General features: G+C 50.9%; 20 protein-coding genes and 4 pseudogenes. 10 read left to right on the forward strand and 14 right to left on the reverse strand.

From position 1 onward, the window contains the following. The first annotated feature begins 57 nt into the window (after positions 1 to 57). Positions 58 to 1395 carry a CitMHS family transporter gene (locus BBB56_RS19910; protein WP_123802662.1) on the forward strand — a complete coding sequence of 446 codons (1338 nt, stop codon included), beginning with the start codon at positions 58 to 60 and terminating at the stop codon, positions 1393 to 1395. A 33-nt stretch (positions 1396 to 1428) separates the two neighbouring features. Here the strand turns inward: BBB56_RS19910 and BBB56_RS19915 are convergent, their stop codons facing one another. The 9 genes and pseudogenes from BBB56_RS19915 to BBB56_RS19955 form a co-directional block, all read right to left on the reverse strand. Beyond that, positions 1429 to 2322 (reverse strand): GntR family transcriptional regulator, encoded by an 894-nt coding sequence (locus BBB56_RS19915; RefSeq protein WP_123802663.1) that lies wholly within the window; start codon positions 2320 to 2322, stop codon positions 1429 to 1431. Between the two features lie 148 nt (positions 2323 to 2470). Beyond that, a complete protein-coding gene (locus tag BBB56_RS19920; protein WP_123802664.1) occupies positions 2471 to 3457 on the reverse strand; it encodes an amidohydrolase family protein in 987 nt (328 codons plus the stop codon). A 36-nt stretch (positions 3458 to 3493) separates the two neighbouring features. After that, entirely contained in the window at positions 3494 to 5116 is a 1623-nt protein-coding gene (pckA, locus tag BBB56_RS19925; RefSeq protein WP_123802665.1) for a phosphoenolpyruvate carboxykinase (ATP), read from the reverse strand. Positions 5117 to 5215: 99 nt separating this feature from the next. Further along, entirely contained in the window at positions 5216 to 5518 is a 303-nt protein-coding gene (locus BBB56_RS19930; protein WP_123802666.1) for a putative quinol monooxygenase, read from the reverse strand. A 48-nt stretch (positions 5519 to 5566) separates the two neighbouring features. Beyond that, positions 5567 to 5761, reverse strand: a pseudogene (locus BBB56_RS19935) (tautomerase family protein); the annotation flags it as partial. Between the two features lie 65 nt (positions 5762 to 5826). Beyond that, the gene (locus BBB56_RS19940) at positions 5827 to 6900 is read right to left on the reverse strand and encodes an isocitrate/isopropylmalate dehydrogenase family protein (protein WP_123802668.1); all 1074 of its coding nucleotides are present in this window, start codon (positions 6898 to 6900) and stop codon (positions 5827 to 5829) included. Positions 6901 to 6927: 27 nt separating this feature from the next. After that, the gene (locus BBB56_RS19945; RefSeq protein ID WP_081134944.1) at positions 6928 to 7341 is read right to left on the reverse strand and encodes a cupin domain-containing protein; all 414 of its coding nucleotides are present in this window, start codon (positions 7339 to 7341) and stop codon (positions 6928 to 6930) included. A gap of 15 nt (positions 7342 to 7356) precedes the next feature. After that, positions 7357 to 8727 (reverse strand): NAD-dependent succinate-semialdehyde dehydrogenase, encoded by a 1371-nt coding sequence (locus tag BBB56_RS19950; protein ID WP_123802669.1) that lies wholly within the window; start codon positions 8725 to 8727, stop codon positions 7357 to 7359. A gap of 21 nt (positions 8728 to 8748) precedes the next feature. Beyond that, positions 8749 to 9606 carry an amidohydrolase family protein gene (locus BBB56_RS19955; RefSeq protein ID WP_123802670.1) on the reverse strand — a complete coding sequence of 286 codons (858 nt, stop codon included), beginning with the start codon at positions 9604 to 9606 and terminating at the stop codon, positions 8749 to 8751. A 170-nt stretch (positions 9607 to 9776) separates the two neighbouring features. Here BBB56_RS19955 and BBB56_RS19960 point away from each other — a divergent pair, with 170 nt between their 5' ends. Then, positions 9777 to 10646 (forward strand): GntR family transcriptional regulator, encoded by an 870-nt coding sequence (locus tag BBB56_RS19960; RefSeq protein WP_123802671.1) that lies wholly within the window; start codon positions 9777 to 9779, stop codon positions 10644 to 10646. A 43-nt stretch (positions 10647 to 10689) separates the two neighbouring features. Here the strand turns inward: BBB56_RS19960 and BBB56_RS19965 are convergent, their stop codons facing one another. Continuing rightward, positions 10690 to 12039, reverse strand: a complete 1350-nt coding sequence (locus tag BBB56_RS19965; protein WP_199756272.1) for a 2-hydroxycarboxylate transporter family protein — start codon at positions 12037 to 12039, stop codon at positions 10690 to 10692. A gap of 1343 nt (positions 12040 to 13382) precedes the next feature. On the opposite strand from BBB56_RS19965, the gene BBB56_RS19970 reads away from it, so the two are divergent. Genes BBB56_RS19970 through BBB56_RS20000 form a run of 7 tightly spaced genes read left to right on the forward strand, consistent with a single transcriptional unit; the run spans position 13383 to position 21435 of the window. Next, entirely contained in the window at positions 13383 to 14264 is an 882-nt protein-coding gene (locus BBB56_RS19970; protein WP_123802672.1) for an NAD(P)-dependent oxidoreductase, read from the forward strand. 10 nt (positions 14265 to 14274) lie between these two features. Continuing rightward, entirely contained in the window at positions 14275 to 15762 is a 1488-nt protein-coding gene (locus BBB56_RS19975) for an aldehyde dehydrogenase family protein (protein WP_123802673.1), read from the forward strand. 58 nt (positions 15763 to 15820) lie between these two features. Continuing rightward, positions 15821 to 17155 (forward strand): MFS transporter, encoded by a 1335-nt coding sequence (locus BBB56_RS19980; RefSeq protein WP_199756273.1) that lies wholly within the window; start codon positions 15821 to 15823, stop codon positions 17153 to 17155. Beyond that, complete coding sequence (locus BBB56_RS19985) at positions 17152 to 18156, forward strand: glutamate cyclase domain-containing protein (protein WP_123802674.1); 1005 nt, start codon at positions 17152 to 17154, stop codon at positions 18154 to 18156. Before BBB56_RS19980 ends, BBB56_RS19985 begins: the two co-directional genes overlap by 4 nt. A 24-nt stretch (positions 18157 to 18180) precedes the next feature. Continuing rightward, positions 18181 to 19482: a PLP-dependent aminotransferase family protein gene (locus BBB56_RS19990; RefSeq protein ID WP_123802675.1), complete on the forward strand. Its 1302-nt coding sequence runs from the start codon at positions 18181 to 18183 to the stop codon at positions 19480 to 19482. Then, complete coding sequence (locus BBB56_RS19995; RefSeq protein WP_123802676.1) at positions 19479 to 20486, forward strand: glutamate cyclase domain-containing protein; 1008 nt, start codon at positions 19479 to 19481, stop codon at positions 20484 to 20486. The genes BBB56_RS19990 and BBB56_RS19995 overlap by 4 nt, the downstream gene beginning before the upstream one ends. Positions 20487 to 20526: 40 nt before the next feature. After that, the gene (locus BBB56_RS20000) at positions 20527 to 21435 is read left to right on the forward strand and encodes a LysR family transcriptional regulator (RefSeq protein WP_123802677.1); all 909 of its coding nucleotides are present in this window, start codon (positions 20527 to 20529) and stop codon (positions 21433 to 21435) included. A 616-nt stretch (positions 21436 to 22051) separates the two neighbouring features. Here BBB56_RS20000 and BBB56_RS23840 read toward each other — a convergent pair. The 4 genes and pseudogenes from BBB56_RS23840 to BBB56_RS23985 form a co-directional block, all read right to left on the reverse strand. Beyond that, positions 22052 to 22293 (reverse strand): annotated as a pseudogene (locus BBB56_RS23840) (ISNCY family transposase); the annotation flags it as partial. Positions 22294 to 22313: 20 nt separating this feature from the next. After that, positions 22314 to 22605 (reverse strand): annotated as a pseudogene (locus BBB56_RS20010) (helix-turn-helix domain-containing protein); the annotation flags it as partial. Positions 22606 to 22760: 155 nt separating this feature from the next. Continuing rightward, on the reverse strand, positions 22761 to 24311 hold the full coding sequence (locus BBB56_RS20015) for a KAP family P-loop NTPase fold protein (RefSeq protein WP_123802678.1): 1551 nt from the start codon (positions 24309 to 24311) through the stop codon (positions 22761 to 22763). 292 nt (positions 24312 to 24603) lie between these two features. Further along, positions 24604 to 24879: pseudogene (locus BBB56_RS23985) on the reverse strand (Abi family protein); the annotation flags it as partial. A 419-nt stretch (positions 24880 to 25298) separates the two neighbouring features. Here BBB56_RS23985 and BBB56_RS20025 point away from each other — a divergent pair. After that, the coding region (locus tag BBB56_RS20025) for a PD-(D/E)XK nuclease domain-containing protein (protein WP_505541178.1) at positions 25299 to 25881 on the forward strand (583 nt) is incomplete at its 3' end.

Genomic DNA, 25881 nt, shown 5'->3' on the forward strand with positions numbered 1-25881 from the left:
AATATAACGACGACAACTTTACTCGCGCCTTTAGCAATAAGGGCGCCGGAGGCTCTTATGCTCTCTTTACTGGGTTACGGCATGATCGTGGTCTTTATGATCCTGATTATGACCAAAAAGCTTTCTGCTCTGGTTGCACTGACGATTATTCCTATTATCTTCGCGCTCATTGCCGGATTTGGCGGCGAGATGGGCGAAATGATGATTGAGGGATTAAAGAAAGTCGCGCCGACCGCCATTATGGTGATCTTCGCTATTCTTTATTTCAGCACCATGTTCGATACCGGTTTATTCGATCCCATTATTCGCTTCTTCCTGCGGATAATTAATGGCGACCCGGTTAAAGCGGTCATGTGCAGCGCGGTGCTGGCGGCGATGGTTTCGCTGGATGGCGACGGATCCACTACCTATATGATCTGCGTCACCGCGATGCTGCCGCTGTTCAAACGCATCCGTCTCGATCCGCTCTCATTAACCTGCGTGGTGTTCCTGGCCGGCAGCATCACCAATCTGCTGCCGTGGGGCGGACCGCTGGCGCGCGTGGCGGCTTCGCTGAAAGTGGAGTCAGGCGATCTCTTTATTCCACTCATCCCGTCGATGGTGTGCGGCTTTGTTGGCGTGCTGGTGCTGGCGTGGTATATCGGCATTCGCGAGCGTCGTCGCCTGGGCAAACTGAGCATTCAGACCCGCACTGATGGTTCGGTGGTGGAAGAGGATGCGGAGAGCTATCTGCCTGCGATTAACGAAGTGAATGAAGAGCTGCGTCGGCCGACACTCTTCTGGCTGAACGCCGGTCTGACGCTGCTGTTGATGGCGTCGCTGGTGATGGAGCTGCTGCCGCTTTCGGTGCTGTTTATGGTGGCTTTTGCGCTGGCGCTGCTGATCAACTATCCCCACCTGGATGCGCAGCGTCAGCGTATCGCCGCCCATGCGCCGGCGGCGCTCAATCAGACCTCGATCTTCCTCGCCGCAGGCATCTTCGCAGGCATCCTGTCCGGCACCGGCATGGTGACGGCGATGTCCGGCTCGCTGCTGGCTATTCTGCCAGAGTCCTGGGGGCCTTATCTGGCGCCGATCACCGCGCTGATCAGTCTGCCGGGCACCTTCTTTATGTCGAATGACGCCTTCTATTACGGCGTATTACCAGTGCTGGCGGAAGCGGCGAAGGCGTACGGCATCGAACCGATTGAAATCGGCCGCGCCTCGCTGGTCGGGCAGCCGGTGCACCTGCTCAGTCCGCTGGTGGCGTCAACCTATCTGCTGGTGGGGCTGGCGGGCGTCGAGTTCAGCGACCATCAGAAATACACTTTTAAGTGGGCGTTTCTGCTCTGTATGATCTTCCTCGGATCGGGTCTGCTGTTAGGACTTTACCCCATCTTCTCCACTGCGGCATAAAACAAACGGCTCAGGGAACGAGCCATTTATTCTTCAGGCTTCCGCGCTGATACGGCGCATTTTTTTATTTTCCAGCGCCACCGCGAGATGCTGCTTCATCATGTAAGAGGCTTCGATACGCTGTCCCGACTCAATCAACGCCAGCAGGCGCATATGATCCTTGACCTCAGCGTAGTAGCGGCTGCGATCGTCCATGATGCGGTAGTCCATCAGCATACGCATGCGGTTGACGTTGCGCAGCGAGATTTCAAAGAAGGGATTGTTGGAGAAGCCGATCACCGTCTCGTGAAAGCGATAGCCAGCCAGCTGCAACTGTTTTGGCGACAGGCGCTCAATGCCGTTGTCGAGCAACATCTCAAGCTCGCGGCGGATCTCGTCTATTTTCTCCTGCGGCGCGTTGAATGTTGGCTCCAGAATCGCCATCGGCTCAATCACCATACGAAAGCTAAAAATGTTTTCCAGCGCCGCTTTGGTTTTCGCCACCGGCAGAAAACGCCAGCCGTAACCCTGCTTGCGCTCCACCCAGCCTTCGCTGATGCCGCGCGCCAGCAGCGTCGAAAGCTGGCTTTTAGTCAGGTTGTAGCGCTTCATCAGGTAGAGTTCGGTGACTTCCGCTTCGATATTATCCTGTAGCCAGTCTTCTGCCAGCTGATAGTACTCCGGCAGATCGCTGCCGTCGACAGGCGCAGGTTCGTCGTGGTGCTGAGGCGAGTAATCCTCTCTGACGAAAAAGCCGCGGTTAAGCTTCTGCTGTAGAACGCCTTTCTGCTCCAGATAGACCAGCGCTTCGCGCACTGGGGAGCGCGAGACGTCAAAGATTTCGGCCAGCTTAGGCACGTTCAGGTGTGCACCTGGGCCCAGTTTGCCAGTGTCAATCAAACCAAGAATTTTCTGCGAAAGTCGCTCTGTGAGGGCGCTAATTTTCATTTCAGTTTATGGCGATGAGAAGAGAAACAAATATTATTGCATTTAAATAAAATTAAATGCAATGTTTCCGGGTGCTGTTTAGAAGACAAAAGTGCAGGGATCATCCACAAACCATTTTCATTAAAATGGATAAATGATTATGTGAAAGCTATATCGTCCAGTAAAGCCGGGTTGGGTTAATTACAAAAATTTGAGTGCATATCTCCTTAGAAGTCAGCCATGAACCAAAAGCATTTAGAATGGAAATATCATCAACTGGATAGAAATACTCAATACCTTCTTTTGTGCGTTTTTTACCAGGAGCTGGCATGGTATGCGGCCAGTCAGACGCCCAGAGTAGGCGTTCAGGTTTGCGGGAAACCAGCGCGTCGATAAACGGGCGAACGTTCTGCCAGGTGGAATCTTTCGTCACGCGGTAGAGTGCTGAAAGTTTTACGTAAACGTTGTCGGAGTCGAGCAGGGTGAGCAGCTCGCTAAAACCCTGTTGCTGTACGCCTTCTTCTGCTTTCAGCTTGCCAAGATGGTCAATGACGACCGGAACGGGCAGCGTTGTGATTGTGGCACTTAGCTCGGCTATTTCATGCAGACTGGTATAAATCTGCAGATGCCACCCCAGCGAGCTGATCTTACCCGCCATTCTCTTCAAATAGTTACCGCTCTCTTCCGCGCTGAGTTTACCGCCAGCACGCGCTTCCATATTCAGGCGCAAGCCACGCACGCCCTGCTCGTGCAGCTTCAGCAATTCTTCAGAAGAAATGTCATCGTCAACCACGGCCACGCCGCGCGCCTTTTTCTGGCCAAGAACCTGTATGGCGTTAAGCATGCACCGGTTATCCGTACCATAAGGGCTGGGCTGAATCAGCACCACGCGATCCATATGCAGCTCTTTCAGATGACGTTCAAGATCGCTGATGGGGGCATGGTCTGGGGTATAGACCCGTTCTTCCGCAAAGGGGAAATGTTCCGGGTCAAAAACATGCACGTGACAGTCGCAGCTGCCAGAGGGCGGAATAAATGTCAATTTAGTCGCGAAGTTGTCAGAGGATATCGCCGCAGCCCAACTCAGCTTTGCATTGACGCCCGCAGCCACGCCGACCAGAGGCAGAGTTTTTAATAAAGAACGACGTGAAATCATGTGTATTTCCTTCACAGGTACAGGGTAAGATGTTTTTTATTTATCTGACGGACCAACCGCTGAAAGAGCCTGACCTGCAGCGGTGTCGGTAAACTTTTCAAAATTGGTGATAAATTTGTCGGCAAGGAATAGCGCTTTTTCCCGCCACTGCTGCTCACTCACCCATGACGTCCTCGGGTCAAGGATCTCTGGTGCAAGGGAATTAAGCCCGCGCGGTACGGCCAGATTAAAAATCGGCAGCGTGAAGGTCTGTGCATTATCCGCTTCACCACGCAGGATGGCATTGATAATGGCGCGAGTATCCTTAATCGAAATGCGGCTTCCCTGACCATTCCACCCTGTGTTCACCAGATAGGCCTTTGCCCCTGCTGCCTTCATGCGTTTTACCAGCACTTCGGCGTAGCGCACCGGGTGCAGGCTCAGAAACGCGGCACCAAAGCAGGCGGAAAAAGTCGGAGTGGGTTCGTTTACACCGCGCTCGGTTCCGGCGAGCCTGGCGGTATAGCCCGAGAGGAAATGGTATTGCGCCTGTTCGTCAGTCAGTACAGAAACGGGCGGCAGTACGCCGTACGCGTCAGCCGTCAGGAAGATGATTTTGCGGGCGTGTCCGGCTCTGGATACGGGCTTGACGATGTTCTCAATATGATTAATCGGATAGGTTACGCGGGTGTTTTCAGTTTTGGACGCATCGTTAAAATCTATGCTGCCATCTGCGCGTACCACCACGTTTTCCAGCAGCGCATCGCGGCGGATTGCCTGATAAATTTCAGGCTCTGCCTGTGGATTTAGATGGATGGTTTTGGCGTAGCAGCCGCCTTCAAAGTTGAACACGCCATCGTCATCCCAGCCGTGTTCATCGTCGCCAATCAGCTGACGGGCAGGATCGGTCGAGAGAGTGGTCTTACCTGTTCCAGACAGGCCAAAGAACAGGGCAACGTCGCCCGCCTGGCCGACGTTGGCAGAGCAATGCATAGAGGCGATGTCCTGTTGAGGAAGCAGGTAATTCATGACCGAGAACATGCCTTTTTTCATCTCGCCACCGTACCAGGTCCCGCCAATGAGCTGGATTTTTTCCGTCAGGTTAAAAGCGATAAAATTTTCAGAGTTAAGCCCCTGAGCCTGCCAGGCTGGATTGGTACATTTAGCACCGTTCATCACGATGAAATCAGGCGTAAAACCTTCCAGTTCACTCGCAGTTGGCGCAATAAACATGTTTTTTACGAAGTGAGCCTGCCAGGCTACCTCGGTAATAAAACGCACGGCGAGGCGAGTGTCGGCATTGGCACCGCACCAGGCGTCTATAATGAACAAGCGTTTACCAGAAAGCTGCTGACAAACCAGAGATTTAAGATGCTCCCAGATGTCTTGTGAAAGAGGATGGTTGTCATTTTTCCCTTTGCCTTGATCCGACCACCAGACAGTGTCGCGCGTGGTGTCATCACGCACGATATACTTATCTTTCGGTGAACGACCGGTAAACTCTCCAGTATCAACGGCGACTGCGCCCGAGTGAGTTACCACACCTCTTTCATAGCCGGTTAGATCAGAGCGTGTCTCTTCAGTAAACAGGGTGACGTAATCGGGGTTATAAATAATGTCAGCGGAGGTGGTAATACCGTAATTCGCCAGCTGCTGGCTTAAACGAGAATGCGTGGTCATCTGCAGGCTCCGGATAAGTGTTTTGAGCATTCAGTGAGCAAGAGCAAGCCATTGGCTGTGAAGCCAATAGTTTGCGCTTAAATAAACTAGCGGGTTATGTCAGATGTCTTTCAGAATACGAATGGATCGTTCCTGAATGAAATTCTTCACTTTTTCAGCATAATTTTTCATGTGTGGTGCGGCTGCATGATCCTTCAGACAGGTTTCATCACGCCATTTTTCAATAATTACCAGCGTATCGGAACCGAAGCCGGTGGCGGCTTCCGCCGACAGATCAACGACCGGACGATATTCGATGCAGCCCTCTTCAGCGATAACGGCTGGAATATTTTCCTGAACGCGAGCGATAATTTCATCACGCATGCCGGGTCTGGCTGTGATTATCGCAATGACATGGATCATTCTTTTTTCCTTATAAAAAAAGCGGGCGTCAGCGCCCGCTTTTAGGTTTTACTTTTTGCGTTCGCTGTAGAGCACACCGCCACGCGTTTTATCTGCCGCTTTGGTTTCAACAATGGACACAACGACGCGATCTTTATCAACACCAAAGCTGTCAACGACCGCTTCGGTGATTTTTACCATCAACGTTTTTTTTTGCTCGGCAGAACGACCTTCTACCGCATATACCACAATCTCTGGCATTTTTGCCTCTCGTTTTTTGCATTAATCAGGCGGACGTCCCTGTCCGCAGCCTTTATCCAGACAATTGCCTACAGGATATGGATCTGTTTGATGACCGCAGCGGTGTAAGCCCTGGTCCCTGTACTGCCGCCTAAATCAACGGTGCGGTTTTCGGGCTCAGCCAGTACTTTTTCAATCGCGTTGTGAATTGTTGTACCCGCTTCTTTCCACAGAGGTAACTCTTTCTTTTCGCCAATCCACTCAAGCAGCATAGCTACCGACAGGATCATAGAGGTCGGGTTAGCTTTATCCTGGTTTTGAATATCAGGTGCTGAACCGTGTTGCGCCTGCGCACAGCACTGGTGATCTCCCGCCATGACCGAACCGGCCAGACCCAGACTACCTGATAACTCACTTGCTAAATCAGAGAGGATGTCACCGTAAAAATTGGTCGCAACCAGCACGTCAAAACGTTCCGGGTGGCGCACAAGGTGCGCGGTTGAGGCGTCAACTAAAAGATCGTCGAGCTGCACGTCAGGAAAATCCTTGGCCACTGTGCGCACAGCTTCAAGGAACAGGCCGTCAGTCATGTGGAAACTGTTCGCTTTATGGATAGCAGTCACTTTTTTACGGCGCTTGGCTGCCAGCTCGAACGCACGACGGGCAATACGCTCAGAACAGTGACGGGTAATTTTACGCGTAGAAAGCGCCATGTCCGGGCTTGGCATCACTTCACCCCAGCCGCGAGACATGTTGCGGTCAGGATAGAAACCTTCCGTCGCCTCGCGCATGATCACCAAATCCATGGTTTTGCCTTCACGCAGGTTGCTGGTGATGTAAGGGCGGGTACGAGCCGGTCGTACGTTGGCGTAAAGGTCTAAACCGACACGGAATGCACCCGATACGTTGATACCGCCCTTATCTGGCTTGGGATAGTCGGCGTGAGAAATGGTGCCCAGTAAAATACCTTCGTAGGTGCGTGCGCTTTCCAGCAGTTCAGGGCGCAGCGTGGTGCCGTATTTTTCCAGGCTGGCGAAGCCGATGTCCTGATAGTCATACTCAATGCCCAGACCGTGCTTTTTGTCGACTTCTTTCAGCACAGCTACAGCTGATTCAATGATTTCAGGACCGATACCGTCGCCCGGCAGAACGAGAAATTTCATAACTTTTCCTTTATTTAAACCTGGTAATTAACTTTTATGCTCTGCCGCAATTGGCCGTGTCTCGCCCGTTTCAACCAGCGTGCGGTTAGCATCTGGTGAACCGTATACCCACATAATCTTCATTGGCTCCGTTTCCGAAGCATTGCGAAAGCGATGTGGAACACCAGCCGGGATGAAGGTGACATCCTGTGGCTGGATCGCAAATTCCTGCCCGTCGATGTCAAAGATTGCGTTCCCTTCCACCAGCAACACGCTTTCTTCACAGTTATGGAAATGGAAAGGGATTTTTGCGCCACCCGCAAATTCGGTATAGCCGGTGATAAATGCGCTGGCACCCATGCCTGCCGTTACCAGGGGCGTAGTACTCGCACCACCGCCACGATCGTGTTTTTTAATATCTGCCGGATGCAGCAGATAAGAATTCGATTCTGTTTTGATCATGCTCATATACCTCTTTTATTTAGCGGGTCCGATCCACAGAGTTTTGACGTTGGTAAACTCGCGGATGCCCAGCTCGCCCAGCTCACGACCATAGCCAGACTGCTTGATCCCGCCAAACGGCAGGCGTGGATCGGAAGCGACAAGCCCGTTAACAAATACGGCGCCGGCCTCGATGCGGCGGGCGACGCGGTAGCCGTTTTCAACATCGCCGGTCCAGACAGCCGCACCCAGACCAAACTCGGTGTTGTTGGCCACGGCAATCGCTTCTTCTTCAGACTGCACGCGGATAATAGCGGCTACCGGGCCAAAGGTTTCCTCAATAGCCGCAGTCATCTGAGGCGTGACGTTATCGAGCACCGTTGGCAGGTAGAAGTAGCCTTCGCTATCTACAGCGTGACCGCCGATAACCAGCGTTGCTCCTTCCTGAACGCTTCGCTCAACCTGTGCATGCAGCGCATCGCGCAGGTTTTCACGCGCCATCGGGCCAATGGTATTATCTCGATCGGTTGGGCTGCCAGTTTTCAGCTGCTTAACGCCTTCGACAAACAGCTCAACGAACTTATCTGCAACGGTTGCGTCTACGATGAAGCGCTTGGATGAAATGCAGCTCTGTCCGGTGTTAGAAAAGCGCGCTTTTACCGCCATTTTTGCGGCCAGTTCGACATCGGCATCGGCCAGAACAAGGAAGGGATCGGAACCGCCCAGTTCAAGAACCTGTTTTTTCATCAGGCTGGCCGCCTGGGAAGCGACAATTTTGCCCACTTCCGTTGAACCCGTCAGCGTGACGGCTGCCACGCGATCATCTGCCAGCACGCCCGCCACGTCGGATGCATTGATCAGCAGCGTCGAAACCAGGCCTTCAGGCGTCCCGGCTTCGCGGAACAGCTCTTCAAGCTTAATAGCGCAGGCGGCAACATTGTTCGCATGTTTAAGCAGGGCGCCGTTACCGGCAGCCAGTGCAGGGGCGGCAAAACGAATGAACTGCCAGAACGGGTAGTTCCACGGCATAATGGCCAGCACAACCCCAAGCGGATCGTAAACGATGCGGCTATCAGTAGCGTTGCTCGGCACGGGCGTGTCACCCAGAAATTTCCCCGCGCTTTCTGCATAAAACTCGCAGGTCACTGCGCATTTCTCAATTTCGGCTTCGGCTTCGGCAATGGGCTTGCCCATCTCTTCGGTGATGGTTGCCGCATAATGAGCCTTGTTACGACGCAGCACCTCGGCCACGTTGTTCAGCAGGGTTACGCGTTCGGATACCGGCTTCTTACCCCAGGCTTTTTGCGCGTCGTACGCACCTGCGATACGCTTCTCAACGTCAGCAGATGAGTGCAGTGGATATTCAGCAATCGGGCGACCTGTAGCGGGATTAACAGTAACAATCATGATTCGGCCTTCTCTTCAGTTTCAAAAATCGTAAAGCGCGTACGCGTTAGTGGTAAGAATGCGGCGGAACAGGTCGCCGTTATCGATCCACCAGGCAAGGCGGTGGAGATCCTGCCGGTCATCAACGGCAGCAAAGGGTTCAATATCGTCAATCGAGCCGCTGCGGCGGCCATGGCCGCCCGTGTGAGGCCAGTCTGATGCCCAGATAAGGCGATCGGGCGCCGCGCTTACAAAACGCTTAACCACGCTTGCCAGATCGGCATGATCGGGCACGTTTGATACCCGGCTTGGCGCAGAGAGTTTTACCCAGATGTCAGGGCGATGGAGCAGCTCCGTAATCTGGTCAGCCAGCGCGGCGCCGCCGGCAAAATGATCCAGGACAACAGGAACTTTGCTGTCGCGAATGATCGGCAGCAGCAGGGCCAACTGGGTCGGGCTGGCAAAAATCTGCATATGCCAGCCCATCGGACCAATGCGTTCTGCCGCTCTGTCCATTTCAGCGCGGATGCGGGCGATGTCACCCTGACCCGAAACGGAAAGATTAAGGCGTATGCCGCGGACCCCTTTCAGATGCAGCGCGCGCAGCTCTTCATCGGCCACATGGTCAACGTCAATAACGACGACGCCACGGGCACGTTCCGAGCCTAAAACCGTCAGGCCATGAAGAAGCGCACGGTTATCTGTGCCATAGCAGCTGGGCTGAACCAGCACGTTGTGCGTTACGCCTAGCATTTCGTTATGAGCAGCTAAATCAATCAGCGTTGCAGGGGCTGGTGTATAGCGACGGTCACTGGAATAGGAAAAGATATCGGGCATAAAAAGATGTACATGACTGTCGCATGACCCGAAGATGTTTTCCGGCAAAACTGACCCTGACATGGCTCACCTCTTTGGTATCTTGTTCAATCAAAATACCATAAAATGAGTGTGAAACAATTGTTGTGGTACTTTTTTGTAATCGGAGTCACATTTGTGAGTCTGTAACAAATTTACGGATTTAACTCTCTCGGGTTAAAGTTGGATTTTGATTTTCTACAGGGTAAGTCGTTATGCCCCAGACGCTGTCAGCGCAGTTGGTTCCGAGCATTATTCAGTATATTAATAACCAGTCACTTGCTATCGGCGCGCGCCTTCCTGAGCGTGCTCTGGCAGAGCATCTGCGGGTTTCCCGCTCCCCTGTTCGAACTGCCCTGGCAAAGATGGCTGACAACAAGCTGATTAGCCGGCACCCGGAAGGTGGCTATGTGGTGGCGGAAGGTGCGCTTTCCTGCTCACCTTTTACGGAGCCGGTAAAAAGTAATGCGGATGAAATCTATTTTAAAATTGCCAGTGACAGGCTGACCGGTGAATTACCAGAGAAGGTCACTGAGAATGAAATGATGCGCCGCTACGGCATTACCCGCAGTCTGCTGAGTGATATTCTTTTGCGAATTCATCATGAAGGCTGGATAGAGCGTCTGCCCGGACACGGCTGGATGTTTGCAGAATCAATGTCATCCGGTGGGGCCTATAACGAAAGTTATCGTTTCAGGAAAATTATCGAACCAGCCGGAATTCTTGAACCGACTTTCAAACTGGATGAGACCAGCATTCTTCAGTGTCAGGAAGAGCAGGTTTGGCTGTGTAACGGGGCCATTTTCTCAGTTACGCCGGCACAAATATTTGATGCCAACACCCGGCTGCATGAAGCCATTGCAGCCTGTTCCGGCAACATGTTTATCCTCGACTCATTACGGCGTTTAAACCGTGTACGTCGCCTGATGGAATACACGAAAGCTATTGACCGTGAGCAAGCTCTTCGACGCTGTAAGGAGCATCTGGTTCTTATTGGACTGCTACTTGAAGACGACAGAGAAGCTGCTTCGGACTATATGCGTATGCACCTTTCAGATGCCTCCCGCGAGAAACAGGCAAAATAAAAAGCCCGGACAGAGTCCGGGCTTTTTTGATGTAGCCTGAATATCAGTACATCAGATGCATCAGGATCAGGGCGAGCGCCACAGTAATGCCACCGCCGATACGTGTAGCAATCTGCGCAAATGGCATAAGGCGCATGCGGTTACTTGCTGTCAAAATAGCGATATCGCCCGCACCGCCCATCCCGCTGTGAGTACTGGTAACAATTGCCGCCTCAATGGGATAAAGATTGACGAAGCGAGCAGTAAAGAAACCGCCTGTTACCATGGCTAACACCGTTGCCACGATGGTTATCAGATTTGCTGGTGCGAAGCCCGCAATCAGACTTTCCCATGGTGTCAGAACTAAGCTGAAGGTGAACAAAATCGGGAAAGCCATCGCCGTCAGTGCAAACTTATAGACTACAGCAGAGCCCGCCTGAATGCGTGGAGAAATGAGATGGCACAGCATTAGCAACACTGCCAGGAACAGCATGACAACAGGAGCCGGCCACTTCAACAGGTCATGCATCAACACGCCAACCAGATACAGCATGACCGCCACGATAGCCGCTGCAGCAACGGCGCGAATATCACAACCTTTATCGACTTTTGGCTGTTTGCCCAGCAAATCTTCAGCGCCCGGCTGTAGTACACCATTGCCGCTCAGGTGCGGCAGACGATTGCCAAGGTTTGCCAGCAGGCCAGCAAGAATAACCGCTGTCAGGTTGCCAACCATGATGGCAGGCATCACTTTCGCCAGCATTTCTCCCTGATCGTGCCCCAGGATTTGCGAATATCCAATTGTCAGTGGAATTGCTCCTTCACCAACTCCGCCAGCCATAATAGGTACCACGATATAAAAGAACGTTTCATGTATGTCGATACCCATCAACACGCCAACGCCTGTCCCGATAATGCCTGCACAGACCGTGCCTGCGGCAAGCGGAGCAAAGATTTTCAGAAAGCCTTTAATCAGCAATGAGCGATCCATACTCAGGATCGAACCTACGATGACAGCAGCAATGAACAGGTTGAGAATTTTACTGGTTTTAAAGAACTCGCCTACGCTGTCGGTCATGGGTTGAGGTATCCAGCCCAGATAACCCAAAAGAGAGGGCACAAACGTCACCAGCACCGCACCGCCACCAATATTCCTCAACAGAGGCAGACGATTACCAATTTCACCCAGGGTAAAGGCAAATGTAGCGGCAATGGCGATAACCATTGCCAGCTCTTTAGTAATCCCATTGATAGCTGTGAAGCTGATCATCAGAACAACCATGACGATGTAGACCGGTAGTGGAATTATACCAATGTCAAAATCCATGAGTTTCCACCAGATTTTCACCCAGCCCGGCTGATTCTCTGTGCCTTTTTCTGAAGCTTTAGCTTTGGTTTCAGTGATGTTGACCATCGTCTTTCTCTGCGTTTATTCCAGACTATTGCTTTGTCTGAATGAGTAAGAAGTAGGGGGTTACCCGGAGGTTTGGTTATTACAGGTTGTTAACATGAGTCATCAATCTAGTCTTTCACGGTTCTTTAGATCAACAAAAGACCAACAAGGTAGGCGTCTATTTTTTACAGATGTGATCAGAACCACATATCACAATCTGCAGCATATTTTCCGGCATTTGACAGGTTTAATAAGATAAGGAGAGTGAAAAGCACGCCTTTGTCCGGCTTTTTAATGAAACTGTAAGTAACTCTTTAATTTCAGAATGTGCTCCAAAAGGCTTATTGCGGATGCAACACAAAGCCTACCGCCAGTACATGTAGTTTTCTCAACAGCTGGCATCAGCCTAAGCCGCTGGCTAGTAGTAAAGATGGCGATTGCGATAATTTTACATATGACGTTCTGTGTACTGGCAATAATCTGTTTCAATCAGAGCAGGTTTGAAAATCTGGCAAAAAGCTCCTCCCCTAATCATGGGAGGAGCTGCCAATGCTGAATCGAGAGTCTTACCTAACAGGTTACGAACATGAACGTTCTGAATTTTTTACTTTGCAGCCACTGTAGGCAGTCATGACACCCGACGTGTACTAATCCTTATGCAATATTTCTTAAATTTAGAGTTGCAGATATTTGAAGGCCCTTAATTATTCTATTTTTAAATTATGCATTTCTTTTGTGAAAAGTAGTTTAAAAGGATTTTTGATACCGAAAAAAATAAACTTATTGTTATGACTTTATCAACAGAAATTGTAATGACATCTACCTGGGCGAATAAGCAAGGATACTGTTTAGAGTTACAAAATCTGTACCGTAAAATCTCTGGTTCAGGTCGATTTGGACATCTGCGCTAATACGGGAAGGCGGCCATGTTGACTACCCTGAGTCAACTAATGCGTACAGCTTATGGCCATCATGCTCATAAGAAGCCTCGTCGGTGGCGCCGGGTGCCTGGCGGCACCCACATTTTTTTTCCTGCCATTCCCGAACAAGTTTCCACATCACACAAATCCCATGAAAGGTTTGTTGACGGGATAAAATTTTTTGGAATCGATTTTTTGCACCAAACTAGTGCAAGTCCAACGTTCTTTTTCGCGCAATCGTTTTAACAACTGGGCTACAACTGCACCTAATAGATGCAGCCCCAGCCCTAACATGGACCCGTAATTTTTTCTTTCCTATCAAGTAAATATATACCACTTTTCTTTCCATATACCTCATCGGATAGTTCCTTCATTACCAGTCAGAACTGAAATAACCGCGGTTCATCTGGCAGGGAACCGCACTATGTAATCCGTGAGGTACAGATGAAAATTGCATTTATTGGAGTCGGTCGTATGGGTTCCCGCATGGCTTACCGCCTGCTGGAAGCTGGCCATGAGCTAAGCATTTATGACCCTTACACGCCGGCAGTTGATGATCTGAAAAAACGGGGGGCAACTGCGGCAGGCAATCCACAGGAAGCCGCAGAAGGTACTGAACTTATCATGATGAGCCTGCCATCACCGGCGACCTTCATCGATGCGGTCGTGGGTGAGACGGGTGTTCTGAATAAGGTATCACCAGGCGCTATCGTCATCGACTTCAGCACAGTAGATCCTGCCACAACCAAAGAAATCGCCACACAGTGCGCGCGTAAGAACGTCTACTTCCTGGATTCTCCGGTAAGCGGCGGCGTGGCCGGGGCTGCTTCAGGCAATCTGGTGTTAATGATTGGGGGCTGTAAAGAGGTGATTGACCGTGCACGTCCTGTGCTCGAAGTTTTGTCTTCGCGCATTGTTCATTGCGGCGAAACCGGTGCTGGCCAACTGACTAAGCTCAGCCATAACTTGCTCACAGCAATAAACACCGTTGCGCTGGGGGAAGTGATGTCAGTCAGCGTTAAGGCTGGCGCAGACCTTAAAGTATTGTGCGAGGTTTTTTCTGCCGGGTTAGCTGGCAGCAAAATGCTGGACTACCTGCCCAAAACGCTTTTCACAGAAGAGCGACCTGCCAATTTTGCTATTGACCTTATGCATAAGGATATTTCTTTGTGCCTCAAGGAATTTTCAAATTATTCAATGCCGCTGGGCCAGCTCGTTCTGCAGACCTATAACGCTGCACGTTTGAAAGGTCTGGGTGGGAAGGACTCAACGAGCGTTAACGAACTATACGAAGAATTGATCAACCTGCGTCTGACGCTGAACTGAGGAGAAAACAATGAGTAGCATAAATCATGAACTGCATCTTCCAAAAGCAGGCAGAACGGGTCTGTTCTTCAATGGAATATGGCAGCAGACAGCAGAAGGTCAGGAATTATCAGTAATTAACCCCTGCTTCCGCAGTGAAATTATTAAAATTGGCGCGAGTCAGGCAACGGATGTAGATCGCGCAATCGCTTCCGCAAAAGCGGCATTTCCGTCATGGCGTCGTCTGGCAGCACGAACCCGTGGTGCCATGCTGATTGAATTGGGCAACCGTATCTCGGCTAACTGCGAAGAAATTGCTCGTGTTCTGGCAGCAGAAACCGGCAATGCTCTGCGTACGCAAAGCCGTCCGGAAACGCAAAGCGCAGCAGAGGTATTGCGCTACTACGGTGGTGTAATCGCTGAGCAGAAAGGTGAAACTCTGCCGTTGGGGCCTGGGTTGTTCAGCTACACCACTCGTGAACCACTGGGTGTGGTTGGCGCAATCATTCCGTGGAATTCACCGCTGGTGCTGGCTGCAGTCAAAATAGGCATGGCGCTGGGCACCGGTAATACGCTGGTTTTGAAGCCAGCTGAAGACGCGCCTCTGGCTGTACTGAAAGTTGCAGAACTGGCTGCAGACATTTTCCCGGCCGGTGTTTTCAATATTGTGACAGGCACTGGCCTTGATGCAGGGGCTCCCCTTTCTAACCATGAAGATATTGCCAAGGTTTCCTTTACGGGGTCGCTTGAAGTAGGTCAGCTGGTTGCGCACGCTGTGGCGGACCGCATTGGTCGTGCAACGCTTGAACTGGGCGGCAAAAGCCCCTGCATCGTTTTTGCTGATGCGGCCACTCCTCAACACATAGACAACACCGTCAACGGCGTAATTGCAGCTATGCGCTTCGCCCGACAGGGCCAGTCTTGCACCGCCGGCTCCCGTCTGTATGTGCATAAGACCGTTTGGAATGACGTCATGCCACGCATAGTGGCAAAACTGGGCGCTATGAAGATAGGTGACGCACTGGACGAGCAGACGGATATTGGCGCCATTATTAATGCCGAGCGTTACAGCGAAGTCCGCAATTTTATCAAAGATGCATTTAATCAGGGCGCAGAAGTTCTATTAGGTGAGATTCCCCTGCCGGTTAATGAGGCAAAAAGCTTTGCGCCTTCTCCCGTTGTACTGACTGGTATCGATAACAGCTGGCGCGTCTGCAGAGAGGAAATTTTTGGACCGGTTCTGGTCGCTATTCCATTTGAGACTGAAGATGAAGTGATTCGCATGGCAAACGACACCGTATACGGTCTGGCAGCCTATGTTTTCACCCAGGACGTAACGACAGCGTTTCGTGTGACGGAGCAGATCGACGCGGGCTGGCTGCAGGTTAATCGTGCTGGCGGACAGATCCCCGGTATGTCGTACGGCGGAGCGAAACGCAGCGGAATTGGCGCTGAATATTCTATTGAAAGCGCACTGGAAAGTTATACCACAAGGAAAAGCGTCACCATAAACGTCTAATAATAACCAGACCGGGCGCAGCCGTTGCGGGTGTCCGGCCCATCCGGGAAGGTAAGACATGAGCCAGAATATTCAAATCCATACGTTGAATAATGACGAAAAAAACGTTCGTTCTGACACAGTTTCGAAAACATCCGTGAAGGCAGCATGGGGATCTTTCATCGGTACCACTATTGAGTGGTACGACTACTTCATTTATGGCACCGCAGCGGCACTGGTGTTTCCTCACGTATTTTTTACCAACCTGTCTCCTGCGATGGCGACATTGATGTCTATGATTTCTTTCTCGGTCGCCTTTGTTGTGCGTCCAGTCGGCGGCATGGTGATCGGCCACTTCGGGGACCGCATGGGCCGTAAAAAGCTGCTGGTTTTTACCTTGATGGTTATGGGCCTTTGCACGGCCGCTATTGGCTTTTTACCCTCGTATGAACAAGGGGGAGAAACCGGTCCGATTTTGCTTATTCTTCTGCGTATTATCCAGGGGTTTGCTCTCGGCGGCGAATGGGGTGGCGCGGCGTTAATGTCGGTAGAGCATGCCCCTAAAGGGCGCCGCGGATTATGGGGCAGTACCATGCAGATGGGCGTTCCGGCTGGCTTGCTGGTGTCTGCCGGTGCGTTCGCACTGGTCTCATCGCTGCCAGATGAACTGTTTTTTGGCTGGGCATGGCGACTGCCCTTTATCTTCAGTCTGGCACTGTTGGGTGTTGGCTTGTACATCCGTATGCAGGTCAGCGAACCGGAAGGATTTGAGGAAATTGCTCGCAAAGGCGATATTGACAAAGCTCCACTTATGAACGTGATTAAGTATGAGAAAAAGAAAACTATCGTAATGGCTTTTTTTCAGACCGTGGCTAACGTTGGCTACTTCCTTATTACGGTTTATTCACTCAGTTACATCACTGAACACCTACAGATTCCTCGTAGCGTGGCATCTAATGCCCTGCTTATCGCTGCTGCAGTCGATCTGTTGATGCAGCCGGTATTCGGTTGGCTGTCCGATAAACTGGGCCGCAAAGTCATCTATGGCTTTGGCACCCTGTTCTTTGCCTGCTATGCCTTCCCCTTTTTCGAGCTGCTTAATACGGCCAATCCGGTGTACATCACTATTGCGCTGAGTCTCGGTCTTGGTCTGGGGCATGCCTCCACGGGCTCGCTGCACGGAGTTATCTATGCAGAGCAGTATCCGACCAGATACCGCTTCAGCGGCGCATCCACGGCCTATCAACTTTCAGGCATCGTTTCCAGTGCGCCGACGCCTATTATCGCGGCCTGGCTTATTACCTCAACAGGCAACTCATCAGCAGTGTCATGGTTTGTCATTGCAGCCGCCGCGATCACTCTGTTCTGCATTTTTCTGACAAAAGAAACCTACAGGATCGATATCAATAAATGATGACTCCAGCGAATCACGAACAAATCGTGGGTGAGCGAATTGACCAGCTGATGTCGCTGGAAATGCGCCCCCTTCGCGGCAAAGGATTGCCATCTGGCTATGTGAGCGAACTTTATCGCATTTGCCGGGCATACCATGGCGAGCCGCTCTCGATGTTGGCGGCTCGCCGGCTGGCCTTAGTTCTGGCTCCCGATAAAGTAGTTGTAATTGCCACTGGCGCAGGGATTGCGCCAAATCTGCCTTTCGGAGAAACCGATGGCCCACCAGGGGCGCTAGTACTTGCCAGAATTCTTGCAGATGGGTTTGGCTGCCGCGTCCTGATTGCCACTGAAGATGACCATATGCTGCCGGTTAAGGCCTGTTGCGATGTCATACAGCCGTATCTGAAGGGAAAAGGATCGATCAGCACTATTGCCTTTTCAAAGGGACTGGCTGAAGGCAAACGGCTGTCGTCTGAGATCTTCGAACGTTTCAGCCCAGCGGCGGTGATCTTCGTTGAACGCGATGGCCCTAACGCTGAAGGCTATTTTCACGGCGTGCGTGGGGATTATCGCACTCCCGACCAGGTCGGACACCTGTATTTGCTGGCCAGCCTTTCACGGGAAAGAAATGTGCTTACAGTGGGTATTGGCGATGGAGGAAATGAAGTGGGATTTGGTGAGGTAAGGGAGCAGGTGGCGAAAGCGCATCCATATGGCGCAAAGTCTCTGGGCAAATTTCCTTCCGGTGTAATAACCGTAACCGCTACCGACATCGTGGTGGCTTCTTCCGTTTCAAACTGGGGAGCATATGCAGTGACTGCAGCGCTGGCATGGTTGCTGAGGCGCCAGGATCTAACGCACTTTCCGGAATGTGAAAAGCAGCTTATCAAGGCCTGTGTCGTAGCTGGTGGCAGAGACGGGGCCACATCTCGGCAGGTCGATGCTGTAGATGGAATTGATCTCGAGACGCATATGGCGTTTACCCTGATGCTGGGCAGCATCGTCAGCATTTCACTGTAATCACTTATTCGCAGGAAAATGAATATGAAACATACCATAAATGAAGGTGACCACGCCGCAGCCCGAGACAGCTTTGGTTTTATGATTGATCCCGTCGTTAGCTTTGCGCGCGGAAATATTATCCGAAGCAGCGTGGATGAAGGCCGTAGGCTCCGTCACGGACAGACGGTGGCCGCAAAGCGCATCAGAGAACAGGGCGTAGACTCCATCGGCATTTTTACCGGCAATCAGCGCGATTATCTGGTAACACCGGAAGACCTCAGTACCACATGTGAAGAGTGGGTGGGGCCGGGGCTTGTAGCCGAACGGCTGAGCGAGCTGGCACTGGCGCATCTAGGCGGTGGAGAAGGTGATGCAGTCACAATATTTAATCGCACCAGTGCTGCTATTGTTTCGGTGATTGCTGCTCTTGCAGCTGATAAGCCTGTTATCTCCGTTGTGCCTCCAGGCGGCCGCTCACATGCCTCGGTGAACCGTGGCGCAAAGCTTGCTGGCGTAAGAGTAATTGAAATGCAGGGGGATGCTCAGTGGCAGGCAGCAATCGAACTCCATCGGCCAGCACTGGTCGTGGTGACCACCGTTACCAGCAGCCTGGAACGTATGGGGGACGCCATCACTCAATCCATAGTTTCCCACTGCCGGCGGAGTGGAAATATCGTATTTCTTGATGAAGCTTATGGTGCGCGCCTCCGCACTATTTTGCACGGCGGGAAGCGCAGTCTGGAATTCGGAGCTGATCTGGCAGTGACCAACTGCGATAAAGCTGGCCTGCCGGGTCCTCGGGCAGGCATTCTGGCCGGAAAAAAAATGTATGTTGCCGCCGCATCTGCTAAAGGCGCGGAATATGGTATGGAAGCCCGTGCCCCGATAATCGCAGGTGTTGTACGTTCTCTTGAGCATTACGATCCGACACACCTGCGTCAGGAATCCGAAGCAGGTAAAGCGCTGGCTGCCGGTTTGCATGCTTTGCTTGGTGACTGCGTACAGACCAGCGACCTTGGGCCGATGGTGCATGAAGATTACGTTCTGGACATCATTCTCAGGCGTGCTGGCATTGCGGCCAGTGATAATCATATCGTTCCTGCCGAAGCGACCGCTGCGCTGGGCATGATCCTGCTACGCGACTACGGAATTCTGACTGTTAATACGCACGGCCAACCCGGCGCGCGAGTGTCATTGCGCCTTAAACCCGCGGCCAGCGCTATTGCACGTGTGGGAGGCAGTGTAGCGATTATGAGAGCAATAGATGAGTCGCTTGATAAAGTGGCTGCCATCATTGGCGACACAGATGCCATGGCTGACATTATTCTGGGAGAACCAGTATGAACAAGATGAACGCATTCGATAATCGCCTTGATCAATTAATTTCACTGGATCTTGGTGGACGGGGTGTGGAGCAGCTCTTTGCCAGCGCTCGCAAGCAACTTGGTACCCCCCTTACAGGCGCGGCGGCAGATGCCATGCTTGCGCTGAAACCAGGTGATAATGTTATCGTGACCACAGGTTCGGTTTCCCGGGCGTGGTTATCACCGACTATTGGTGAGAATGACGGCCCTGCAGGTCTGGCATCGGTTGTACGTGCGCTGGTGCTTTCGCGAAACGTGACCTGCACAGTGCTGATTGAAGAAACGCTGCGTGCGCCTATGGAGGCAATTCTAACTGAATCAGGTCTGACAGTGCTGCCTTACCGCGAAGCAGTATTGGCCACTCAGGACAAAAGCCTGGCAACCGTCTGCGTAGAATCTTTCCCCTTAACCAATGAAGAGGCTCCTCAGGCAGCTATTGACCTACTGGATGCGCGTCAACCAGCTCTGCTTTTCTCCACCGAGCGTGTTGGACGCAACAGAAACGGAATATATTACAGCATGCGTGGTATTGATTATGGAATGCAGCGTGCAAGAATTGATTTTGTCTTTGATGAAGCGCATCGACGTGGCATTAAAACCGTGGCCGTTGGCGATGGTGGCAATGAAATCGGCATGGGACTTGTAAAATCTGCTGTGCAGCAGGCTGTAAAGTTTGGTTCCGATGGATCTTGCGAATGTGGTGGCGGTATCGGTGCCGTGACTAAGACAGACGTACTGGTCACAGCCGCATGTTCTAACTGGGGCTGTTATGCCATTGTAGCTGCTATGGCCGCGCGTGAAAAAAATCCGCGCCTGTTGCATACTCCCGAAATGGAGGCGCGCCTGCTGCGTCGGGGCGTGAGCGTCGGGTTAATCAATTCAGTTGAGGGAGTCACGGATGCAAACGTTGATGGGATACCCTTTGAATCACACCTGGCAGTAACACAGCTCATTAATACTGTGGTTCGTTCTTTCTTCTACTGATCAACAGGCTCGGGTGGCCATAAGGACAGAAAGGGGAGTTATGCTAAATCTTGGTCGCCTCCATCTGCTCTCTGAGCTGTCGGTACTCGGAACTATTACCGCTGTAGCAGAGGCCGTACACCTGACGCGTCCTGCAGTGTCCCAGCAACTGGCACAGCTGGAGCAAGAAGCGGATACCATATTGTTTGAGCGGATTGGCAAACGTATTGAACTTACTCCTGCTGGCAAACGGCTGGTTGAACGCACACATGAACTTTTTCGGATGGTTAATGACATTGAGTCAGAACTGGCGCAGGGAAAGGCCGAGGTTGTGGGGGAAATCCGTCTGGCAACTTTTGGCTCCGCCGGGGTTGGCATTTTACCTGATGTCATAAAAAAGCTCACCGCAGCGTGGCCTCAGCTCACAGTCTCTGTCGTTGAGCTTGAACCACCAGAGGCAATTAAGGCAGCGGCAGCAAATCAGGTTGATCTTGCCATTATTGACGATATGGTTGAAACCGGTCCCTATAGCGAAAAGCTGGACTTTTATCCGCTTTGCACCGACCAGTTTGTTGCTGTTATGTCAGGGACGCACCGGCTGGCGGGTAGAAAAGTTCTGCGCCTTAAGGAGATGCCCAATGAGCTCTGGGCGCTAAACCTGTCAGCGGTCCATTACCATTCATTTTTAATCAGGGCTTTTCACGCCGCTGGCGTGGTTCCCAGAGTCATTGCAAACTATAAAAACTCGGCGGCAACTCTTAATCTTGTCAGGCAGACAAACATTGTGACGCTCCTGCCGACCTTGATGCTCAATGTTAATGGTAATCTGGAGGGGCTGTCCGTTGTGCATATAAGCCCGAACCTAACGAGGAAAGTGTTCATTGCTTTACCCAAAGGAACGGCATCAAAACCGTCAGTAAATGCAGTTATTGAGGCGCTGACGGGGTCTGCTACACAACTAAGCAATTAATTTATCTGTCTTATTTTATTTTGAAAAGGGCAAGTGTATATCCAGCCCCATGCCAGGAATTCAAAAAATTCAAGTACCGTTATGCATGATACAACAAACGGGTGTAAGAGCTGAGGTTAGTGCCATTACTCATGAACTAGTGCACATGAGGATGAGCTGATTACGATTGCACCGCAGCTTGAACAGGAAGGTCGACTTGAAGGTGTACATGAAGCCAGCCTGAAAATTGCCCGTAAGCTGCTGAAGGGCGGTATGGATACCCTTGACGTTATAAATGTGACCGGTATGAAAAAATATCTGAAGCAAGTACGTTACTGCGTGGCTTAAAGATCGTTCAACCATAGATTTTAGACCAACGTCCTTTCAGTCATCTCCCTAAGAGCCTGTTACACATCTTCTTTTCTTCTCAGAAGTCAAAGCTTGAATATGATCATTAAATTTAGTATTTCAGTTTTTGAAGGTAGATATTTTTTATCCACAGAAAATGGGGATAGCCTGTGCATGATAAGGTATAGAAAGCAAGCGAAAAGTGCATGATAGCATTACCTGAAGGCAATGCTGAGGCTTACACCTGCTGGACTTAAAACTTCAGTTTGTCCGCTGCCTTACGCAAATGCACGGTCTCTTTGGACTGCGTCACGCCGTGCAGCTCGGCCAGCTTCTCGCAGGCGAGCATCGGACCTAAGTCTGAGTGGCGCCCGCGGATAATCTTAATCGCGTTTTCTGCAAGGTCTGCAGGCAGCTGATAGTTACATGGCTTGCCACGCCGCCGGTCAGCCGCCGATCGCCAACGTCCTGAATCATTTTAAGCCGGTTAACTTCGTTTAATGTGAAAAAGTCCGCACCAGAAGCCGCCATATCAGGACACTCAAACCCACGTAATTTTCACGTAGCAGCGTCAGTATGCGGTGCCGCAGAGCCTCATCGATGCGATGCGTGCCAGGCTTTCCACGCCGTGCGTCGGTTAGACCGGCTGCACCAGACTCGCGGTAGCGGTTCATCAGCCGCTGAACCTGTCGCTCGGTAAGATCCAGCTAAGAGGCCGCATCACGGCGACCCAGACGTTTTTCAATAACAGCCTGAATGACGGGGAAGACGGTGAAGTTCTTTGTTCGACGTGGTCACCAGTATCAGTAGAGATCTCCCGGAAAGGCGGCAAACGCGCCGCATCTGGGTGACATTATGAACTAGCTAAAAAGTGACATTATCAAATTGGACTTTCATTATAAGTTCGCTTAATGCTATTTATGTTAAATAAAATGTTTGCATCATTATGAAAATGTTCCCTCTAGTTTTGACCACCCTTGACGCCAGCGTCGTGTTGTTTACTCGAGATGAGTTGCCAAGCGGCACAGAGCATAATAGTCCCCGAGGGTGAGGGTGTTTTTTGCATGCCTCAGCCTGAGGATGTGCGTAACCTCCTGATGGTATGCATTGGCTGCGTTGTCGCCCTGATAAACTGAGGTGCGCGGATGTTGATTGCTGAGATATTCTCTAAAACTGTTTCTGAGAAACGCCACAGAATCGTTCTGTCCTCTGTCAGACTCTATCAGTCCGGCCATCAGCGCATGGAAATAGTGCACCATACCGATTTTTGAGCCAAACATCTGCTGCAGCCGGCCGGCAAAACGTTCCAGATCGCCTGCGATGTGCTCTTCGCACAGCTGATAGTTCCATCGCAGCTGCAGTGTGAATGCTTTGAACGACAGGGCATCATGTGGCGTTACCCCTTGCGTGGCAAACACGGGACGTCCCTGCGCCACCTCTTCAAGCTTTTCGGGTGCGTGTGTCTCAATCGCCATCAGAAACGCCAGGAAAGGCACGTCCGGCTTTTTCACCGTGGCCGCAACCGCCGCGGCTAGCCGATCGAGCCATAAATCAACCGTGCGCAGTTGCATGGAAAATCCGTCTGCAATGCCGGTCAGGATTTCAATCACCGCGCCCTCTCGCTCGTGTGCGTCTTCAAGCAGAATGGCACCGGGCTCGTTGGTGCAGTAATGTCGAAACGGCGTCAGCTGACGATAGCGCTCTAGGATAAAAGATTTCCGGCTGACCTCATTGAGCGTCACAGAACGGTTGAAGAAGCGATCCAGATACAGCCGCGAGTCAAATCCACTACCGTATATCGCCTTGATAGAGTGCTGCAGCTGAGCCTTATCGGTGGCTATCACGAACACCACGTGTTCAATGCTGAAAATGTGCTTGATAGTCTCAAGCATCTCAACAGCATACGTTGGGCGGCAGCGATCCAGCTCGTCTATGAACACAAATAGCGGATAGCTCAGCGGTGGGGATGCGGTATTGATGACGGCGCGCAGCCAGCCAGCGATGCCTTCCCGAAACTCCTCTACGCTATTGCCGGCCTCATCGTGCGCCTGTAGCGCAGCTTCGACCAGCTTTGCGCCAACGTCTGCTGAGCTATCGCCACTCAAAATTTTTGCTAGGGCATCTGAATCAATGCCGAGCCGGCTTTTGAGTAGCGCTTTAGTAACTTCTGGCGCAACGGCTTTAAACAGACGCCACGTTCCCTTCAGCAGCCGGGAATCAAGCGCCGCTTTATCGGTACGGGCAATGAGGCTGCGACGAATTTCGGCCACAACGTTCAGCAGCGGGTCCTTCAGATGGTCGTTTTTCCATGCGTCTACGTAGACGGTCGGATATACACTGCTTATCTCAGCCTGCCAGCGGCGCAGAAACCAGGATTTACCCGCGCCCCAGCTAGCGTTGAGGTTCAGTACGTAGCAACCCGTTTCGCTTTTTGACAGCAGAAGTGAGGTCAGAAAGCGGGCATGAGACGCGCGATCCATGGCGTCGGCCGGCAGCTCATCCTGCTGTCGTGACCAATCGAATCTTAGGCTTTCAGGAAGTAATTTCATTGCATCCTCGCTTTATGTCTGGCGATTGTACCGCGAAAGCGTAGGCTTCTCAGCTTTCAGGCAGATCTAGTCGTGCGCTATGGTCGAGTAGATTAACGGTACGGGTCCAGAGAGGATCGTCACGCCAGTTCCCGGGAAATCCCATTTTTCCCACGAAACATAAGCTGGCGGCTGCGCCATAAGCGTATCAAGCTGCTATTTAAGACCGATGTTCCATGAGACCTGATCGGATAGATACTTGAGGATAGCCAGCCTATAATACAGCATATGCTTGCGTCCGTTAAAATGGTCCTCATCGCCGTTGGTATGTTTGGGAGCAGAAACCATAAAATGGCGGTTCTACGCGATTATGATGCGCGCACAGGTTATGTAGGTGTGAAAGCGTGTGAAACCAAGAACCAAGAAGTTTGTTACTGTGGAGGCAAAACGTGCGCGCAATGTCACGTTGATCGCTTACAGGAATATCTGCATAGATAACTGACCATGCGCCAAAGGTCATCCCTTCAGTGATCATCCACAATGGCGGATACACCGTCGTGCTGTAACGCTCGCGGTAATGCTGAAGGAAAACCTCTTTAGAAAATCCCCTTTGAAACGCATATTAGTCAGAGCGTACTTAATTGCTGAACTATATTTTGACATGATTAAACATCTTTTTCTCACTTCTCACTTCTCACTTCTCACTTGCTTGTTGTCAGCATAAAATTTTAGACTTAATCCCGCTTCGGCTAGTATTGCTAACCCTCAATGCTGGGATCACCAGGTCGTCGTATCATTTATACCGCTTCATATTCCCTTGAGCTTATGTTTAGATTTTTATGAGTAATCAAGTTTTAGAAAAGCAAAGATGTAACCCCCCGCTTGGTGTTAACTAATTGATTTTAAATAATTAAAAAAAATATATCGCGTGCTTTTATGTAATTCTATTGATGTCAATGAGAAAAGTGACATAATATACATAAAATTAAATTTTGTTAAGGAAGTCGCGTGGGTGAATTTTCCAAATATGTTGGTGATGTAGGTGAAAAAATAGTAAGCGATTTCTTGCTGCTCTTTGGTTGGAGGAATATGTGCAGCAATAAGGAATTAGTCTGCCATGTTGAAGATCATGATAAAGCTACTCATGGTATTGATGCTCTTTTTGTATATGACTCACCATTGCAGAAAAGGACAATTAATAGCATTGTTGTATCAGCAAAATATTCCTCAAAAGGCTATGAAAAAGTCAGGTCTACTTTCAAAGATCATATGAGAGATATTGTTGGCACTATTGATTGTTACTCTAAATCTGATCTAAAGAGGCATGTTACAGCGCAAATAAAAGGTAGTGCCACTAAGAAAGATGTGGGCGTTTTGTTTTACATTAACAATGTAAATTCTGATGGTAATAACGATATCAAGCAAGAAGCTGGGAAAGCTAGGCTTGAGCCTACAAGTTTTCAGACAACTGTCTATTTAGTTGATAATGCTAGGGCAGAATTTTTATTCTCTGCACTTAAATACATAAAGAAAAAATATGATACTATTGAATTTTTTTGTAATAGCACGTCGTTAAATATTGGTGCAGCAA

The organism is Candidatus Pantoea deserta, from assembly GCF_003813865.1.
GTDB lineage: Bacteria > Pseudomonadota > Gammaproteobacteria > Enterobacterales > Enterobacteriaceae > Pantoea > Pantoea deserta.